This is a genomic window from Solibacillus sp. iso_87, assembly GCF_056173085.1.
The window spans coordinates 84143-99949 of sequence record NZ_CM149656.1; the positions used below are offsets into that span (position 1 = coordinate 84143).

Consider the following 15807-nt stretch of genomic DNA (forward strand, 5'->3'; position numbering starts at 1 on the left):
TTCAGGAGCATATATGATAAAATAAAGGCGATTAGAGAAAAAGGATGCGATTACTAGTGAAATTAATTATTGGTTTAGGAAATCCGGGAAAACCATATGAACATACACGCCATAATATAGGTTTTGATGTGATTGATGAATTAGCCAATCGATGGAATGCACCATTAAATCAAACTAAATTTAATGGTATGTATGCAACGGTTCATCGTCCTGAAGGAAAAGTCATTTTATTGAAGCCGCTAACATATATGAATTTATCAGGAGAATGTGTTAGACCTCTAATGGATTATTTTGATATAGAAATTGAAGATATTATTGTTATTTATGATGATTTAGATCTGGAAACGGGTAAGTTAAGATTACGCGGCAAAGGAAGTGCTGGGGGACATAACGGGATTAAGTCATTAATTCAGCACTTAGGGACACAGGAATTTAACCGAATCCGTGTCGGAGTCAGCCGCCCGCCAGCAGGTATGAAAGTCGCGGATTACGTATTGGCCAAATTTTCAAAAGAGGATCAGCCAATTGTAAAAGAAGCTGTAGAAAAGAGCTGTGATGCTGTGGAAACAGCTTTAACAAAGCCGTTTTTAGAAGTGATGAACAAATTTAACGGCGCATAAATTAATCAAAAAATGGTTAGACTTTAATATACATAAGTGTTTAAAGGAGGCCATGGGAGATGCCTGTACGCTACCGCTGTAGACATTGTGAGGTAGAGATTGGTACTTTGCCTTTCGATGCAGAAGAAACGGTTCAAAAGCTTCATTTGTTTGAAATAGGTGAAATTGATGAATTCATTAAAAAAAATGAGCGGGGAGAAACGACCGTTTACAGCATTTGTGAGCATTGTGAAGATTCATTGCGTCAGTTTCCCGATTACTATGCGTTAAAAAGATGGTTACAGTAGAGGAGTTGCTTTGGTCGCATAAACTGCGCCAAGGCTTTTTCCATTTCCGTTTTCATTTATCGAAAAAGAGAAGGGGGACTAGACGTGGATACGATACATCAAATATTTAAAAAAGATAAACAGATTGATAATATGATAGAGCAAATTCAAAAGAATCAAGCAAACGATCACCTGATTACGGGGTTAACGGGAAGTGCAAGACCTTCATTGATCCATACAATCTATCAAGAGACAAATAAATCGATTTATATCGTGTCCTCAAACCTATTGCAGGCGCAAAAGTTGGTAGATGATTTGACTGCATTAGTTGGTGAAGGGCATGTCCATTATTACCCTGCTGAGGAGTTTATCGCAGCAAATATGACGACTTCTTCCCATGAGCTGCGTGCACAGCGTATTGCTACATTAGGGCGTTTAGTCAATCAGGAACGCGGAATCTATATTATTCCGGTTGCAGGTATGCGCAGTATGTTAAGCTCACCTCAAAAGTGGCTTGGATACGAACTTTACACTTCTTTAGGTCAGGATGTCGACATCAATATTTGGTTAGATAAGCTTGTTGAAATGGGCTATACGAGAAGTGAAATGGTTACAACACCAGGTGAGTTTGCGATGCGCGGCGGGATTTTGGATATTTATCCGCCATATGAACAGGATCCGATCCGTATTGAACTATTTGATACGGAAGTAGATTCAATTCGTACTTTTTCAGCCGATAATCAGCGCTCAATTGAAAAATTAAATGAAATCAAAATTTTCCCTGCCACAGAGCTTCTTTTAACGAAGGAAGAGCGTATAAAACTTGCAGAACGCCTGGAAGTGTCATTGGCAGCTAGTTTAAAAAAGGTGCGTAAAAAGGAGACGCAGGAATTGCTCATGCAAAATATTCAACATGATATTGAGCTGCTGCGTCTTGGCCATCTGCCGGATCATATTGCAAAATATGGCTCGCTTTTATTTGAGCAGCCGTACTTTTTAGGCGATTACTTTAAAGAGGACGGTCTTGTTTTATTTGATGAATTGGGCCGTATTCAGGAAGTGATGGAAGCCTGGGAACGTGAAGAAAATGAATGGTTTATTTCATTGATTGAAGGGGGCAAAATGCTTCACGATGTAAAGCCATCCCATTCATTAAAAGAAGTGCTTTCAATGCTGAAACAGCAGAAAATGTATTTCGCATTATTCACAAGATCATTTGCAGGCATCACCCTTAAAAAGACAATCAACATCTCCTGTAAACCGATGCAGCAATTCCACGGACAAATTGCTTTACTGCAAAATGAAATTGAACGTTGGTCAAACGAAAAATTCATCGTGTTATTTACGGCCAGTTCAGAAAGCCGGATAAAGGCGATGCAAAATTTACTGGATGATTATCATATTGCGTCAACAATCGGTTATGTTGATGCACCGGGTATTTATTTAGTCAATACGGCATTGTCGTCAGGTTTTGAGCTGCCATTACAGAAAATAGCGGTTGTTACGGATGATGAACTCTTTAAACAACAGGCTAAGAAAAAATCACGACCACAGCAGATGACAAATGCAGAGCGAATAAAGTCTTATACCGAAATTAAATCAGGCGATTATGTTGTACACGTACATCACGGGATCGGGAAATATATTGGCATTGAAACACTTGTTGTGAATGGTACACATCAAGATTATTTGCATGTACGCTACCGTGAGGACGATAAGTTATATGTACCTGTAGATCAAATCGAACTAATTCAGCGTTATGTGCCATCAGGTGAAAAAGAACCGAAACTTCATAAACTCGGCGGTACGGAATGGAAGAAAACACATAAGAAAGTATCGAATGCAGTACAGGATATTGCAGATGATTTAATCAAACTTTATGCAAAGCGAGAAGCAGAAAAAGGTTATGCCTTTTCTCCGGATTCCGATGAACAACGAAGCTTTGAGGCGGCTTTCCTATATGAGGAGACAGAAGATCAGTTACGCACAATCGCTGAAGTGAAAAAGGACATGGAACGGGAACGTCCAATGGATCGCCTCGTTTGCGGAGATGTAGGATACGGAAAGACAGAAGTAGCAATTCGTGCTGCATTTAAAGCTATTTTAGATGGCAAACAAGTGGCTTTTTTAGTGCCGACTACGATTTTGGCGCAACAGCACTATGAAACGATTTCGAAGCGTTTTGAAGACTATGCAATCAATGTAGGGCTGCTTAGTCGTTTCCGCACGAAAAAGCAGCAGACAGACACATTAAAAGGTTTAAAAGAAGGTACAGTTGATATGGTGATTGGTACACACCGTATTCTATCGAAGGATGTAGTATATCAAGATTTAGGCCTGCTTATTGTCGATGAGGAGCAGCGCTTTGGTGTAACACATAAAGAGAAGATTAAGCAGCTGCGGACAAATGTCGATGTACTGACGTTAACTGCAACACCTATTCCGCGTACACTGCACATGTCAATGGTAGGAGTGCGTGACTTGTCGGTTATCGAAACACCGCCACAAAACCGCTTCCCTGTCCAAACGTATGTAATGGAACATAACGGAGCCCTTGTACGTGAAGCGATTGAACGTGAAATGGCGCGCGGTGGACAAGTGTTTTATTTATATAATCGTGTAGAGGATATTACAAGAAGAGTAGAAGAAATTCAGATGCTTGTTCCGGATGCACGAGTTGCCTTTGCGCATGGGAAAATGACAGAGGCGAAGCTTGAATCGGTTATTTTATCATTTATAGAAGGTGAGTATGATGTACTTGTCACAACAACGATTATCGAAACAGGTGTAGATATTCCAAATGTAAATACTTTAATTGTTCATGATGCCGATCGTATGGGTCTTTCCCAGCTGTATCAGTTACGAGGACGTGTAGGGCGTTCAAATCGTATTGCCTATGCGTATTTTATGTATGAACGTGATAAAGTTCTTACTGAAGTGGCAGAGCAGCGTTTGCAGGCAGTAAAAGAATTTACGGAATTAGGATCAGGCTTCAAAATTGCGATGCGTGACTTATCGATTCGTGGTGCCGGGAATTTACTTGGTGCTCAGCAGCATGGCTTTATCGATTCAATCGGTTTTGATTTGTATTCTCAAATGCTGGAAGAAGCAGTTGAAGAACGTCGTACCGGAGTGAAGAGAGAAGAGAAGCAGGATGTCGAGATTATGCTGCATGTTGATGCGTACATTCCAGACGCGTATATTCCGGATGGCTACCAAAAAATCCAGATGTATAAACGGATTAAGGCGATGGAACGCATAGAGGATTATTTGGAAATTATCGATGAACTGCAAGACCGCTTTGGAGATTTACCGGTTGAAACAGAGCGTCTGATGCGAGTGGCCCGTATGAAAGTCTGGGCGAAAGAGGCAGATGTGCTTTCAATAAAAGAAAAGCAGCAGGTTGTATCTATTATTCTTTCAGAAGAAGGAACGGCCAATACAAACGGTGCGCAAATCGTTGAGCAATCAATGGAGTTTGGTCGTGCAGTCGGCTTTGGAATGGAAGGAACACAGCTAGTAATTACAGTAGATTACAATAAGTGCGGGAATCACCTGCCATTTGATGTAGTAGAAAAAATGATGCAAATTATTGCGTCTGCGAAAAAAGATTCATAAAAAAAGAGAGGGAATGTTAAAAGTTTACGACTTTTAACATTTCCTCTCTTTTCGTTTGGATACAGAAAATGAATTATAAGAAGGAGTGTTGCACACTATAATGTACTCCATTCGAATAATTTAAGCGTTGGAGCAGTTCTTCGCGGTTACGGTGTTCTTCACGCATCTCTAATAGCTGTTTTTCTCTTGCCATGGAAGCAGAAACTAAATCGCGCTGGCCATTTGGCTTTTCTAAGTAACGTTTAAAAATACCGTTTTCAAATTTTGAAATAGCTGTAGACCGTTCCTTCGATAAATCCGGGTAATAGGCTAAATGAGTGCCTGCATAATATTGTTGCTGGCGATATGCATCCGGTGTTGATGTAATACGATCGACTCTTACCATTACTGCACCTCCAAAAAGATTGTTTTATTTTGTCTATTGCCTCTTTCATAAAAACAAAACATAAAATGAACGAAAACGTTGTAATTTCCTATAACAGGTTACATAAAAATAGGTACTTCATCATATTTGTATCAGCATATGCGAAATATTATTTTATCCTTATCGAACAATGCATAGTTTCATGTATTTCTTTCCATACTAGGAGCATCATGCTGTGAATTGATGGAAAGTGAGGGAACATGAACGATGAAAGCAACAGGAATAGTTCGCCGCATCGATGATTTAGGTCGTGTTGTTATCCCAAAAGAAATCAGAAGAACACTTCGTATCCGTGAAGGGGATCCCCTTGAAATTTATACGGATCGCGAAGGAGAAGTGATTTTAAAAAAATATTCGCCAATTAATGACTTAGGCGAATTCGCACAACAATATGCGGAATCATTATTTGAAACATTAGGTACCCCAACTTTAATAAGTGACCGAGATGAAGTAATAGCCGTTGCAGGCGTTTCGAAAAAAGATTATGTGACGAGACGTTTAACAGTATTTGCAGAAGATATTATCAAAAACAGGTCACCTGTAAGTGAGAAGCTGGAGATGTCGATTGAACTTGTAGCAGGACAGTATGAACAAGTGAAGTCGTATTGCATCGTACCGATAGTTTCGAATGGAGATCCGATTGGTGCAATTTATTTAATATCACGGGCCCATTTTATCGGTGAAGTCGAACAAAAAACTGCTGAAACAGCAGCCAACTTTTTAGCAAAGCAAATGGAAAACTAAAATCACTTCAAAACGTCCATATTAATGGGCGTTTTTTTAATTCCTCGAGTAAAATTAGCAAATGGTTTTCATGATATAATTAGTTCATTGTATGAAATAGAGGAAGGAAATAGAATGACTTCGCAAAGTTATGGTATGAAAAATTATATGAAGGGCGCTCTTCTTCTGACAGTAGCGGCGCTATTAGTAAAAATATTAAGTGCCATCTACCGGGTTCCTTATCAAAACTTAGTAGGTGACCAAGGGTTTTATGTGTATCAGCAAGTGTACCCGTTTATCTCATTTTTTGTCGTATGGACATCAAGCGGATTTGCTGTTGCCATTTCAAAAATGCTCGCTGATATTGAAGGGCGTGGTGGTACATATGAAGATAGACGATCTGTATCGCGCATTATCTTTTACTATTTAACAGCATTGGCCCTTATCTTCTTCTGTCTGTTATTTTTTGGTGCGCAGCCGTTAGCTAATTTGATGGAAGATCCTCAGCTGGCAGGGCTATTGCAAGTTGGCTCTTTTATTACGTTATGTATGCCACTGCTTGCTGTCTTAAAGGGCAACTTCCAATCGGAAAGTAAAATGCAGCCGGTTGCCTATGCTCAAGTGTTCGAACAGATGATTCGGGTATCGATTATATTAGTCGGAACAATTGTTTTGCTGCAGTACACACAATCTGTTTACGCAGCAGGGAAAATGGCGATGCTCGGTACAGTTGTCGGGGAAATAGCAGGTATTGTCCTGCTGCTCTACTTTTTGAAACGGCAGTATCAGCCATCCGGAAAAATAGTCCGTGTAAAAATATGGCCGATTTTAAAAGAGGTCACATTATACAGTATCGCGATCAGTATGAGTGCGCTGCTATTATTATGCTTCCAGCTTGTAGATTCCTTTACGATATATAAAATGCTTGTTCATTCGGGAATGCCTGCACTAGAAGCGATGCAAGTGAAGGGGATTTATGACCGCGGACAACCGCTTGTACAGCTTGGAATCGTTATTGCAACCTCTTTATCCCTGGCCATTGTGCCGCTCGTTGCATTAAAGGCAAATCAGCCTCATGGTCGCGGTGCAAAGCCGTTTATCCAATTGACTTTCCGGAGCTCCCTCATATTTGGAGTTGCTGCGGCATTCGGATTAATACTTGTTATGCCTTATGTGAATCAAATGCTGTTTAAAACGGATGCCAATTCAAATGTGTTGAAGCTTTATTCGTTTCAAATTATTCCATTATCGATTATTTTAACGTTTACAGCAATTTTACAGGGTTATAGTAAATTAAAGGGGCCTGCCGTTTTTTTAGGGCTCGGAATCGTATTAAAATGTATAGGGAACATTATTTTAATCCCGCATTATGATGTGTTAGGCGCGGCAATAGCGAGTAATATCGGACTGATTTTTACAGCTGCTGCACTTATAATTTATTTAAAAAAATTGACGGCGATCCGCCTGGCGAATCGCGCGTTTTATAAAAAACTGGCCATTGCCTGTCTTGTCATGATCGTCGTCGTACAAGGTGCTGTTTACAGCTTAAACAGCTTGTTTACCGGCTTGTTTAGTCGCTTTGATGCACTTATATACAGCGGTGTGCTCGTCATGCTTGGCGCAGGGGCTTTTATTACAGCAGTCGCGAAAATGCGTATATTAACAGAAAAGGATTGGTTTTTAATCCCGCTCGGCAGGAGAATGGCTGCATTTCAACTATTGTTAAATCGAAAGAAGTAGGTGTATAACTTGAATCAATTAACCGTTATTGGCTTAGGAGCAGCCGATTTTGAACAAATGCAAATGGGTGTTTATAAAAAAATTAAAGCAGCCCAAAAATTATATGTCCGAACAGAGGACCATCCTGTCATCCAGGACTTAAAACGGGAAGGAATCGAGGTTATGAGCTTTGATGATGTGTATATCAAACATGGCTCATTCGGTCCCGTATATGAAGAAATTGCAAAGCGTCTTATCGAAGCTGTAGCACGAGAGGACATTATGTATGCTGTTCCGGGACATCCGCTCGTAGCAGAACAGACGGTCCAGCATTTAATTGAAGCGGACCGCAACGGGCAGATCAAGCTTATAATCGAGGGCGGGCAAAGCTTTTTGGACCCGATTTTCGGCGCTTTAAAAATTGATCCGATTGAAGGGTTTCAACTATTGGACGGGACGAGCATGTCTATTCATGATATGAACATGCGTCAGCACATTTTGATTGCCCAAGTGTATGATTCGTTCAGTGCGTCAGAAGTAAAGCTCACATTGATGGAAAAATACCGTGATGACTACCCGGTAACGATTGTTACAGCAGCGGGGTCTTCACAGGAGTCATTGCGTACTGTGCCGCTTCATGAGCTAGATCAGGCAGCTGAGATCAACAATTTAACGACGGTATATGTGCCGCCTGTTCAATCTGATGAGGAGGCATTACGGGACTGGACAACATTCCGTCAAATTATTGCGACGTTGCGTGGCCCAGACGGCTGTCCTTGGGATCAGAAGCAAACGCATGAATCATTGAAAAAATACTTATTGGAAGAAGCGCATGAGTTTTTAGCAGCGGTCGATGCCGAAGATGACTTTGCTATGGTTGAAGAGCTTGGCGATGTCCTTTTACAAGTGTTTTTACATGCGCAAATTGGGGAAGATAATGGTTATTTCACATTGGAAGAAGTGCTTGCATCGATTAGCGAAAAAATGATTCGCCGCCACCCGCATGTTTTTGGGAATGTGACTGCAGAAGATGCGGAAACTGTAGTAGCCAATTGGGAAGCAATTAAAAAGCAGGAAAAAGGCAATGCTGATGACGAACCATTATTAAAGAACGAATATAGCCCGTACTCTTCGCTTCAAACATCATACAACTACCAGAAAAAAGCGGCGACAGTTGGTTTTGATTGGCCAAATGCTGACGATGCATGGGAGAAGTTTACGGAAGAATGGCAAGAATTTCGCGACGAAATAACGCAAGGTAACGAAATAAGCCGTACCGATGAATTCGGGGATGTACTATTCACACTTGTGAACATCGCACGCTTTTATAAAATATCACCTGAAGAAGCGATGCTACATGCCAACGAAAAATTTGCACGTCGTTTTCATTTTATTGAGCAAAGTGTAGCTAAGAGCGGCAAAGCGTTCAGTGATTTTACTTTAGAGCAGCTGAATGCATTTTGGAATGAAGCAAAACAACTGGAAAAAGGGGAGTAAATGGGATGCGCTTAGATAAATTTTTAAAAGTTTCACGTTTAATTAAACGTCGGACATTAGCAAAGGAAGTAGCGGTGCAAGGCCGTATTACGATCAATGATAAAGTAGCAAAAGCAAGCAGTGCCGTAAAAGTAGGAGATGAGCTGGCAATTCGTTTCGGTCAAAAAATCGTAACGGCACGTGTAGAGGAAATCCGTGAAAATGTGAAAAAAGAAGATGCATTAAAAATGTTCACAATAATAAAAGAAGAGCGTTTAGAGAAAGTTGAGCCTGAATTTATTGATGATGAAGAATAAGAATAGGGCATGACCAACTTTTTGAGTCATGCTTCCTTTCGTTGATGCATATAGTGTACAACTATAAGCTCAAAGGGGGACTTGCATTGACTATTCATCAAGAAAGCGCACGCTATACCATTTCGTCAGGAGATCACTTAGTAACGGTACGTAATCGTAAACGGATGGACATGACATCTGTTAAAAGTATCGAACGATTTGATCAGGAAGAATTTTATGTGAATACATCACAGGGTCATTTATTGATTCGTGGTGAGGAACTGCGTATTGTTCATTTAGACGTGGACAAGGGATTACTTACGTTAGAAGGGGAAGTGAAGCAATTCCAATACGATGAAAGCGAGAGTGGCTTATCGAAAAGTTTCCTTCATAAATTGTTTGGATGATGATGAGTGCGCAGCTTATAAGCATTCTTGTCATGTTTATAAGCGGAGTTGCTGTAGGTGCAATAATCGATTGTATCCGAATTAATGTAAATCGTATCCCTCTAAAAAATATTCGACGTATTACCTGGATTTTAGAATGGATAGTCTGGTTAATACTAGGGGTTACTACATTTTATTTATTATTTATAGTAAAAGGAGGGCAATGGCGGGTAGTTGATCCACTTGCCCAAATCGCCGGAATTGCAACTTATGAATTGCTGTTCCAAAAAATTATCCGCTTTATTGGAAGAGTGTGTATAAATTTATTTGTGAAGCCGGTTTTTTTTATTGGACATGTAGTAGTTAAGCTGGTTAAAAATATTATAAAACTATTAATAGGGATCGTATTATTTATTTGCCGTCCCTTTATTAAGTTTTTCAAGAAATATTTGTTAAAAAACTTTAAAACACAGCAGTGAACTCGTATAATGATAACAACTATTGATTGTGAGGGAGGAGACGGAAATGGGAAGAAGAAATGTGCAAGAAGAGCTACATAACCATAATGTCCAATCGTTGAATAACGATTATGTCCGCTCAAATCCGCAAGCAAAAGCTCAAATTAAAGCAAAAATTGCTGTACGTCGTCGCAGAAGATTAGCAGTATTTTTCATTTTAGCAACTGTAGTAATAGCCGTATTAGTAAAAGCGAACATGGTCCAAAGTGATCGCCTCGCCGCAAAGGAAGAAACGAAAGCCGCGGTTGAAGAACGATTGGAAGAAGCGCTTCACAGACAAGAGCTATTAAATTTGCAGATTGCGAAGCTGGAAGATGATGAGTATATTGCGAAGCTGGCAAGAAAAGAATTTTTTCTTTCTGAAGAAGGCGAAATTATTTTCACAATACCGAATAAATCGGACAAAGAAAATAAAGACAAGCCTGAAGATGACAAAGAATAATGTAAAACACGTTATATAAAGAAAAATGTGACTTTGAAATTTAATAAAAAACCAGTCAGTATTGTAATTTTGCGATAAAATTTCTGGTATTAATTGCCTTTAGGTAGAGTGTCTTGTTGACACTCTTTTTATGTTAGCTATAATTAGAGAAGAAGCTATTGAACAAAAGTTTCATTATAATTGATAAATGGCTTTTCAATCGAAGAGTCTCTTAAAATTTAAGGAGGAGCATTTTTTTTATGTCAATTGAAGTAGGCAGCAAAGTACAAGGTAAGGTAACAGGAATCACAAATTTCGGTGCATTCGTTGAGCTTCCAGATGGGAAAACAGGTTTAGTTCACATTAGTGAAGTGGCAGATAACTACGTAAAAGATATTAACGAGCATCTTAAAGTAGGCGATGAAGTCGAAGTTAAAGTGATGAATGTTGAAGCGGATGGAAAGATCGGTCTTTCAATTCGTAAAGCAAAGCCTCAAGCTGAGCGACCAGAGCGTCCACAGCGTCCTCGTCGCGAAAACAACCGTTCTAACGATCGTAATGATCGTCAACCAAAAGAGAACTTTGAACAGAAGATGGCGCGTTTCTTAAAAGACAGCGATGAGCGTTTAACTACATTAAAGCGTGCAACTGAGTCTAAGCGCGGTGGCCGTGGAGCTCGCAGAGGATAATTTTGCTGGCTGTTTGAACGTAGAAAAAGTGTCAAATAGATGATAAAGCGATGGACTGTAAGTGCAAATCTTACAATCCATCGCTTTTTTTCGTGAAGAAGGGTGTGGGATCCGTAATTAAATCATCCTTTTTCAGTATTATGCCTGATGAGAACACGGATAAGGGTAACAAAGCAAAAAATGCCTCCAATTAATCCGATTGCAATCATAATTATTTGTAATGGGAGCGGCAGGTTTGTCAATATGACGCCTCCAACGACTAGAAGCATGCTAATACCGCAAAGAAAAGCTAAATATGTAAAGTTTTGCACCAAAAAAAACGCCTCCTCTTATTTAATAAGTATAATGTATAAGGGAGAGTGTGTGTCACGAATTTACAGAATACGAATAGAGACAAAATAAAAGCCGCCTAGGAATACTAAGTTCCTAAACAGCTTTTGAGATGACCCGTACGGGATTCGAACCCGTGTTACCGCCGTGAAAGGGCGGTGTCTTAACCACTTGACCAACGGGCCTATAAATGGTGGCGGCAGAGGGAGTCGAACCCACGACCTTTCGGGTATGAACCGAGTGCTCTAGCCAACTGAGCTACACCGCCAAAATTAACAACAAAACTAATAATACATTGCAGTCTATTTAGTGTCAACACTATTTTTTTAATATTTCCCCTCTCATAATAAGCAGAAAATTACTGCGTATTATTTTTTGTGATTTCTGCTAAAAAAAGCGTAAAAACGCGCATATTATCGTAAGAAAACCGTCGAACAATTTTTTGATGTCAACCCTACAAACAGACAAAATTCACTTTTTCAGCTTTATATAATAGCGTTAAAAAGAAAAGGTGATAGTAAAAATGGTGACATTAAATAATCAAAATGAGTTTCAAACACTAAACTTAAGCTTATTCTTATATAAAGAAAAATCGAGAATGATAATAGCGAGTGTTATAGCGTTTGCAGCTTTCTGTTTTGCTCAGGCAATTTTCTTTGAAGCTGTTGCTCCGTTGTTTTTACCTTTTTGGCTTGTTATTCGAACGAGATTTGTCTCATTTCAGAAGAGTGCTTTACTAGGGGGAATACTCGGAACGCTCTTTCTTGGCTTTGGACAAGCAGCTGTTGTTTTAGTGCAGCTTTTCTTCATGGAATGTCTCGTCCGGTTTAAGTTTATAAAAATATCTCCTTACTTTTTACTAGCCAGCACGATTATTGCTATTCAACTAGCATGGCAGATGATGCTTCATAGCGGTATGCCATCTGTCATGACATTATTTTATATCGTATATGAATGCTTTTTTGCTGTTTCGATTTTGTTTTTTATGCGTATTTTGACATTGCCGAGTAAAGAAAATGGAAATATCGAGTGGACAAGAGAAAAAATAACGGCAATTATTGTCGTATTAGCCGGTATGCTGATCGGCATGGAAAACTTGACTCTTTTTTACTTTTCAATGGCGCTGATCGTTCTTCACTTCCTCATTTGCCTTGTAGCCTATGCCTCTACGGTTGGAGCTACGGTCATCTTTTCATTATCTCTTGGCTTTTTTATCGGCTTAGCAAACTTATCTTTCACAGGAATGATGATTTTATATGCTTGTACGGGGCTGGTCGCTGCTTTTGTACAAAATCAGGGACGTTATGTCGTTGCGCTCTTTAGCTTTCTGCCAAGTATCTTTTTCTTCTTTTATGATGCGACATTACCTATCGATAGTGTTTATTTTATGTCAATGCTTACAGGTTCCATAATTTTCCTTCTTTTGCCGAAAAATATACTTGAGTATTGCAAAATGTACTATAAACAAACCACAGTCAGCATCATTCAAGTGAATCGCAATGAAGTGGTGGAAGTACAGCTTAAGCAGTTTCAGCAGTTTGTATCTTTTATGAAGGAGCTTGTGTTTGATCATTTCACACAAAATAAGACCAAAAGTAAGACAACTGCAGAACCGTTTCTAATTTGCTCCAGCTGTTTCAAATATGAAGAATGCTGGGGGAGAAAAGGGGAGATGGAAGGAATTATCGATTCGTGGCGATTAGCGAAAAGAAGTACGAAACCGGTCAGCTGGATTCGGGTAGAAGAGCAGCTGAAGGGAAAATGCATTAAATCTTCTAAATTGCTGGAAGAACTAGAGTCTGCTTTACACAAAGAGCATATGGAAAGACAGTTCTATCATGGCAAAAAAATGATAGCCTTACAGCTTCGTGATTTAAGCAGCCACTTTGAAAAACTGTTAAACAGCCAGCGATTAGAAATCGGCACATCGGAAATGGATGGAGAGATGCAGCAATTCTTAAAAGAACATGATATTCACTGTTTGCATATTCAGTGGATAAAAAATGAAATAGGGAATCGAGAGTTCGTTTGTTATGTCGCAGATCATCGTGATGCACATGTCGTTATCCAGCAACTAGAGCAGCAACTGTTTGAGTTTTTGCATGAACCATTGAAAGGTGAACAGATTTACGAGCAGCACTCGCCTATTTTTTACCGTCAAATTAAGTTTACTTCAGCAATTCGTTATCAGTTGGAGTATGATATATATACGTATTCCCATGCAAACCATGCAATTTCCGGTGATTCTTACCGTGTATTTCCGATTCATCCGGGACTTATGGCGATTATGCTGTCGGATGGAATGGGGACAAATGTTCGAGCGAATCGTGAAAGTGAACGCTTAATACAAATGATGCAGGATTGCCTTACGTACAACATGGATCCTGAAACAGCGATGCACACAATGCATTATGTTATGTCGCTGAAAAACGATTCGGACATGTATGCAACAATGGATTTTGCGCTTGTCGATTTACAGTTCGGACATTTATGGTGTTGGAAAGCGGGAGGCATGACGACATATGTGTTAAGAGGGAATGATTTATTCAAAATAGAAAGTACAAGTGCCCCTATCGGTTTTTTACCTAATTTCGCAATTGATACGGAAATGACGCAACTATTGTCAGAGGATGTTATTTTAATGATTTCTGACGGGTTATTTTCACCATCTGCTCAATGGGATGCACAGGAGCAATTATTTATCAGGCTGATTCGTCAAGGGCTGGATAATGGAGCTTCCATCCAGGTTGTACTATTCGATGTTATGACGCAATTCAAACAAAGATACCCGATTGCAGACGATTGCACCGTCATGCTATTCCGTTTGCAGCATGTAATAAAACCGTGGCAAGTATTCAGACCAGCAATCACACATTGAAATGTATTATGAGGTGAGTAAATGCACACTTTAGAACATCAAGTATTAGCGTATATAAAAGAGCAGCAGCTTATTAAAAGCGGAGATAAACTATTAATTGCTTGTTCAGGAGGCGTTGATTCAATGGCGCTTCTTTCTTTTTTTTACCATTTCCGGCACTATTTTAAAATTGAGATCTCCGTGGCGCATGTTGACCATATGCTGCGCGGCGAACAATCAGATCAAGACCGTCAATTTGTTGAGCAAGCATGTAATGACTGGGCGATTCCTTTCTATAGCTGTGCGATTCCCATTGCGGAAATCCACAAAAAAGAAGGCGGAAACATTCAGGCTATTTGCCGGAAGGAACGCTATCAATTCTTTGAAACCGTCATGCATACACATAAGTTTTCAAAATTAGTAACTGCACATCATGCGGACGATCAGCTCGAATCAATGTTAATGGCCTTGACGAAAGCGAATTCACTAAACGGATTAAAAGGTATTTTACCGTCACGTAAATTTCAACAATTTACCGTAATTCGTCCTTTTTTGATGGTTACAAAAGACGAAATTGGGGAATATTTACATAGTAAAGGTCATTTATACCGTGAAGATCCAAGCAATGCAAAGAATGATTATACCCGCAATCGTTTCCGTCACAATGTCGTCCCAGTCTTGAAGGAAGAAAACCCCCTTGTTTCCCGGCACGCAGTCCACATTGCACAACAGCTTTTAGATGATGATTCGTATTTAATGGAGCTTGCAGAAGAGCGTTTTTCGAAGCTTTTTCTGAAAGTCGACAAAGATTGTTATAAAGTGAAGGTATCGGAACTACAAAAAGAGCCACTTGCTTTACAAAGAAGGCTCGTTTTAATACTATTAAGTTATCTTTATAACGATTCAAATACGATTCAAAGCTACGCACTTTGTACGGCGATTTTGACGTTATTCTCAACGTCGGAAGGAAGTCGTACACTTGATTTACCGGAGAATTTTATTGCGCGTCAACAATACGATGAAGTTGTATTTGAATACAAGCAGCAGGACTTGCCGACATCAAATCAACAAATTGCTTTGAATGAGTGGTGTGTGCTTGGAACGATGCGCATATATATTGGGGAACTTGCACAATGTGATGAGGATTTACTGCAAAAGTATCCGCATCACTTTTTCACCGCATCAACTGTATCGTTTCCCTTATTCGTAAGGGCTCCCAAACAAGGGGATCGTATTTTGCTACAAGGTATGCAGCATCAGAAAAAAGTATCTCGCATTTTTATTGATGACAAGATTCCTTTAACAAAAAGAGCTAGCTGGCCATTGTTAGTCGATGCTAATGATGACCTTTTAGCGATAGTAGCTGTACGCGTTAACAATAAATTTTCTAATGTAAAGTCGGCAGTGCATGAAATGGTGCTTCTTGTCGATAGCAATGAACGTCTTTAGAAAGTTTGAACAATA

Annotated in this window: 15 protein-coding genes and 2 tRNA genes; 13 read left to right on the forward strand and 4 right to left on the reverse strand. The window is 39.6% G+C overall.

All coding sequences use genetic code 11. The features are described from left to right. Positions 1 to 56 precede the first annotated feature (56 nt). The 3 genes from pth to mfd all read left to right on the forward strand — a co-directional run bounded on the left by pth (position 57) and on the right by mfd (position 4504). Entirely contained in the window at positions 57 to 620 is a 564-nt protein-coding gene (gene pth, locus AC0VXV_RS00395; RefSeq protein ID WP_039967424.1) for an aminoacyl-tRNA hydrolase, read from the forward strand. 59 nt (positions 621 to 679) lie between these two features. Continuing rightward, a complete protein-coding gene (locus AC0VXV_RS00400) occupies positions 680 to 907 on the forward strand; it encodes an anti-sigma-F factor Fin family protein (RefSeq protein WP_079523129.1) in 228 nt (75 codons plus the stop codon). 84 nt (positions 908 to 991) lie between these two features. Next, the gene (gene mfd, locus AC0VXV_RS00405) at positions 992 to 4504 is read left to right on the forward strand and encodes a transcription-repair coupling factor (protein ID WP_475529883.1); all 3513 of its coding nucleotides are present in this window, start codon (positions 992 to 994) and stop codon (positions 4502 to 4504) included. Positions 4505 to 4577: 73 nt separating this feature from the next. Here mfd and AC0VXV_RS00410 read toward each other — a convergent pair whose 3' ends face one another. Continuing rightward, on the reverse strand, positions 4578 to 4889 hold the full coding sequence (locus AC0VXV_RS00410) for a hypothetical protein (RefSeq protein WP_475529884.1): 312 nt from the start codon (positions 4887 to 4889) through the stop codon (positions 4578 to 4580). A gap of 246 nt (positions 4890 to 5135) precedes the next feature. On the opposite strand from AC0VXV_RS00410, the gene spoVT reads away from it, so the two are divergent. From spoVT to AC0VXV_RS00450, 8 genes are all read left to right on the forward strand, one after another. Then, the gene (spoVT, locus tag AC0VXV_RS00415; RefSeq protein ID WP_079523126.1) at positions 5136 to 5672 is read left to right on the forward strand and encodes a stage V sporulation protein T; all 537 of its coding nucleotides are present in this window, start codon (positions 5136 to 5138) and stop codon (positions 5670 to 5672) included. A 114-nt stretch (positions 5673 to 5786) separates the two neighbouring features. Then, complete coding sequence (locus AC0VXV_RS00420; protein WP_475529885.1) at positions 5787 to 7391, forward strand: putative polysaccharide biosynthesis protein; 1605 nt, start codon at positions 5787 to 5789, stop codon at positions 7389 to 7391. Between the two features lie 9 nt (positions 7392 to 7400). After that, a complete protein-coding gene (gene yabN, locus AC0VXV_RS00425; protein ID WP_475529886.1) occupies positions 7401 to 8867 on the forward strand; it encodes a bifunctional methyltransferase/pyrophosphohydrolase YabN in 1467 nt (488 codons plus the stop codon). Positions 8868 to 8872: 5 nt separating this feature from the next. Next, positions 8873 to 9163 (forward strand): RNA-binding S4 domain-containing protein, encoded by a 291-nt coding sequence (locus AC0VXV_RS00430; RefSeq protein ID WP_475529887.1) that lies wholly within the window; start codon positions 8873 to 8875, stop codon positions 9161 to 9163. 44 nt (positions 9164 to 9207) lie between these two features. Next, positions 9208 to 9549: a sporulation protein YabP gene (yabP, locus tag AC0VXV_RS00435; RefSeq protein ID WP_051032350.1), complete on the forward strand. Its 342-nt coding sequence runs from the start codon at positions 9208 to 9210 to the stop codon at positions 9547 to 9549. Beyond that, positions 9546 to 10007 (forward strand): spore cortex biosynthesis protein YabQ, encoded by a 462-nt coding sequence (gene yabQ, locus AC0VXV_RS00440; protein ID WP_079523122.1) that lies wholly within the window; start codon positions 9546 to 9548, stop codon positions 10005 to 10007. Before yabP ends, yabQ begins: the two co-directional genes overlap by 4 nt. A gap of 46 nt (positions 10008 to 10053) precedes the next feature. Next, complete coding sequence (locus AC0VXV_RS00445) at positions 10054 to 10488, forward strand: FtsB family cell division protein (RefSeq protein ID WP_475529888.1); 435 nt, start codon at positions 10054 to 10056, stop codon at positions 10486 to 10488. A 239-nt stretch (positions 10489 to 10727) separates the two neighbouring features. Next, positions 10728 to 11156 (forward strand): S1 domain-containing RNA-binding protein, encoded by a 429-nt coding sequence (locus tag AC0VXV_RS00450; protein ID WP_008408265.1) that lies wholly within the window; start codon positions 10728 to 10730, stop codon positions 11154 to 11156. Positions 11157 to 11278: 122 nt separating this feature from the next. On the opposite strand, the gene AC0VXV_RS00455 is transcribed toward AC0VXV_RS00450, so the two are convergent. The 3 genes from AC0VXV_RS00455 to AC0VXV_RS00465 all read right to left on the reverse strand — a co-directional run bounded on the left by AC0VXV_RS00455 (position 11279) and on the right by AC0VXV_RS00465 (position 11754). Beyond that, a complete protein-coding gene (locus AC0VXV_RS00455) occupies positions 11279 to 11467 on the reverse strand; it encodes a sodium:potassium antiporter (RefSeq protein ID WP_475529889.1) in 189 nt (62 codons plus the stop codon). A 132-nt stretch (positions 11468 to 11599) separates the two neighbouring features. After that, positions 11600 to 11671: transfer RNA gene (locus tag AC0VXV_RS00460), tRNA-Glu, on the reverse strand. 6 nt (positions 11672 to 11677) lie between these two features. Beyond that, a tRNA-Met gene (locus AC0VXV_RS00465) sits at positions 11678 to 11754 on the reverse strand. A gap of 255 nt (positions 11755 to 12009) precedes the next feature. Here AC0VXV_RS00465 and AC0VXV_RS00470 point away from each other — a divergent pair. Next, the gene (locus AC0VXV_RS00470) at positions 12010 to 14364 is read left to right on the forward strand and encodes a SpoIIE family protein phosphatase (RefSeq protein ID WP_475529890.1); all 2355 of its coding nucleotides are present in this window, start codon (positions 12010 to 12012) and stop codon (positions 14362 to 14364) included. Positions 14365 to 14385: 21 nt separating this feature from the next. After that, positions 14386 to 15792: a tRNA lysidine(34) synthetase TilS gene (gene tilS / locus AC0VXV_RS00475; RefSeq protein WP_475529891.1), complete on the forward strand. Its 1407-nt coding sequence runs from the start codon at positions 14386 to 14388 to the stop codon at positions 15790 to 15792. The last annotated feature ends 15 nt before the right edge of the window (positions 15793 to 15807 follow it).

What these genes read in the sequence shown, in the direction of transcription:
- AC0VXV_RS00400 (WP_079523129.1), top strand. Translation starts at nt 680, where the DNA reads ATGCCTGTACGCTACCGCTGTAGACATTGTGAGGTAGAGATTGGTACT.
- AC0VXV_RS00410 (WP_475529884.1), bottom strand. Translation starts at nt 4,889, where the DNA reads ATGGTAAGAGTCGATCGTATTACATCAACACCGGATGCATATCGCCAG.
- spoVT (WP_079523126.1), top strand. Translation starts at nt 5,136, where the DNA reads ATGAAAGCAACAGGAATAGTTCGCCGCATCGATGATTTAGGTCGTGTT.
- AC0VXV_RS00420 (WP_475529885.1), top strand. Translation starts at nt 5,787, where the DNA reads ATGACTTCGCAAAGTTATGGTATGAAAAATTATATGAAGGGCGCTCTT.
- AC0VXV_RS00430 (WP_475529887.1), top strand. Translation starts at nt 8,873, where the DNA reads ATGCGCTTAGATAAATTTTTAAAAGTTTCACGTTTAATTAAACGTCGG.
- yabP (WP_051032350.1), top strand. Translation starts at nt 9,208, where the DNA reads ATGCATATAGTGTACAACTATAAGCTCAAAGGGGGACTTGCATTGACT.
- yabQ (WP_079523122.1), top strand. Translation starts at nt 9,546, where the DNA reads ATGATGATGAGTGCGCAGCTTATAAGCATTCTTGTCATGTTTATAAGC.
- AC0VXV_RS00445 (WP_475529888.1), top strand. Translation starts at nt 10,054, where the DNA reads ATGGGAAGAAGAAATGTGCAAGAAGAGCTACATAACCATAATGTCCAA.
- AC0VXV_RS00450 (WP_008408265.1), top strand. Translation starts at nt 10,728, where the DNA reads ATGTCAATTGAAGTAGGCAGCAAAGTACAAGGTAAGGTAACAGGAATC.
- AC0VXV_RS00470 (WP_475529890.1), top strand. Translation starts at nt 12,010, where the DNA reads ATGGTGACATTAAATAATCAAAATGAGTTTCAAACACTAAACTTAAGC.
- tilS (WP_475529891.1), top strand. Translation starts at nt 14,386, where the DNA reads ATGCACACTTTAGAACATCAAGTATTAGCGTATATAAAAGAGCAGCAG.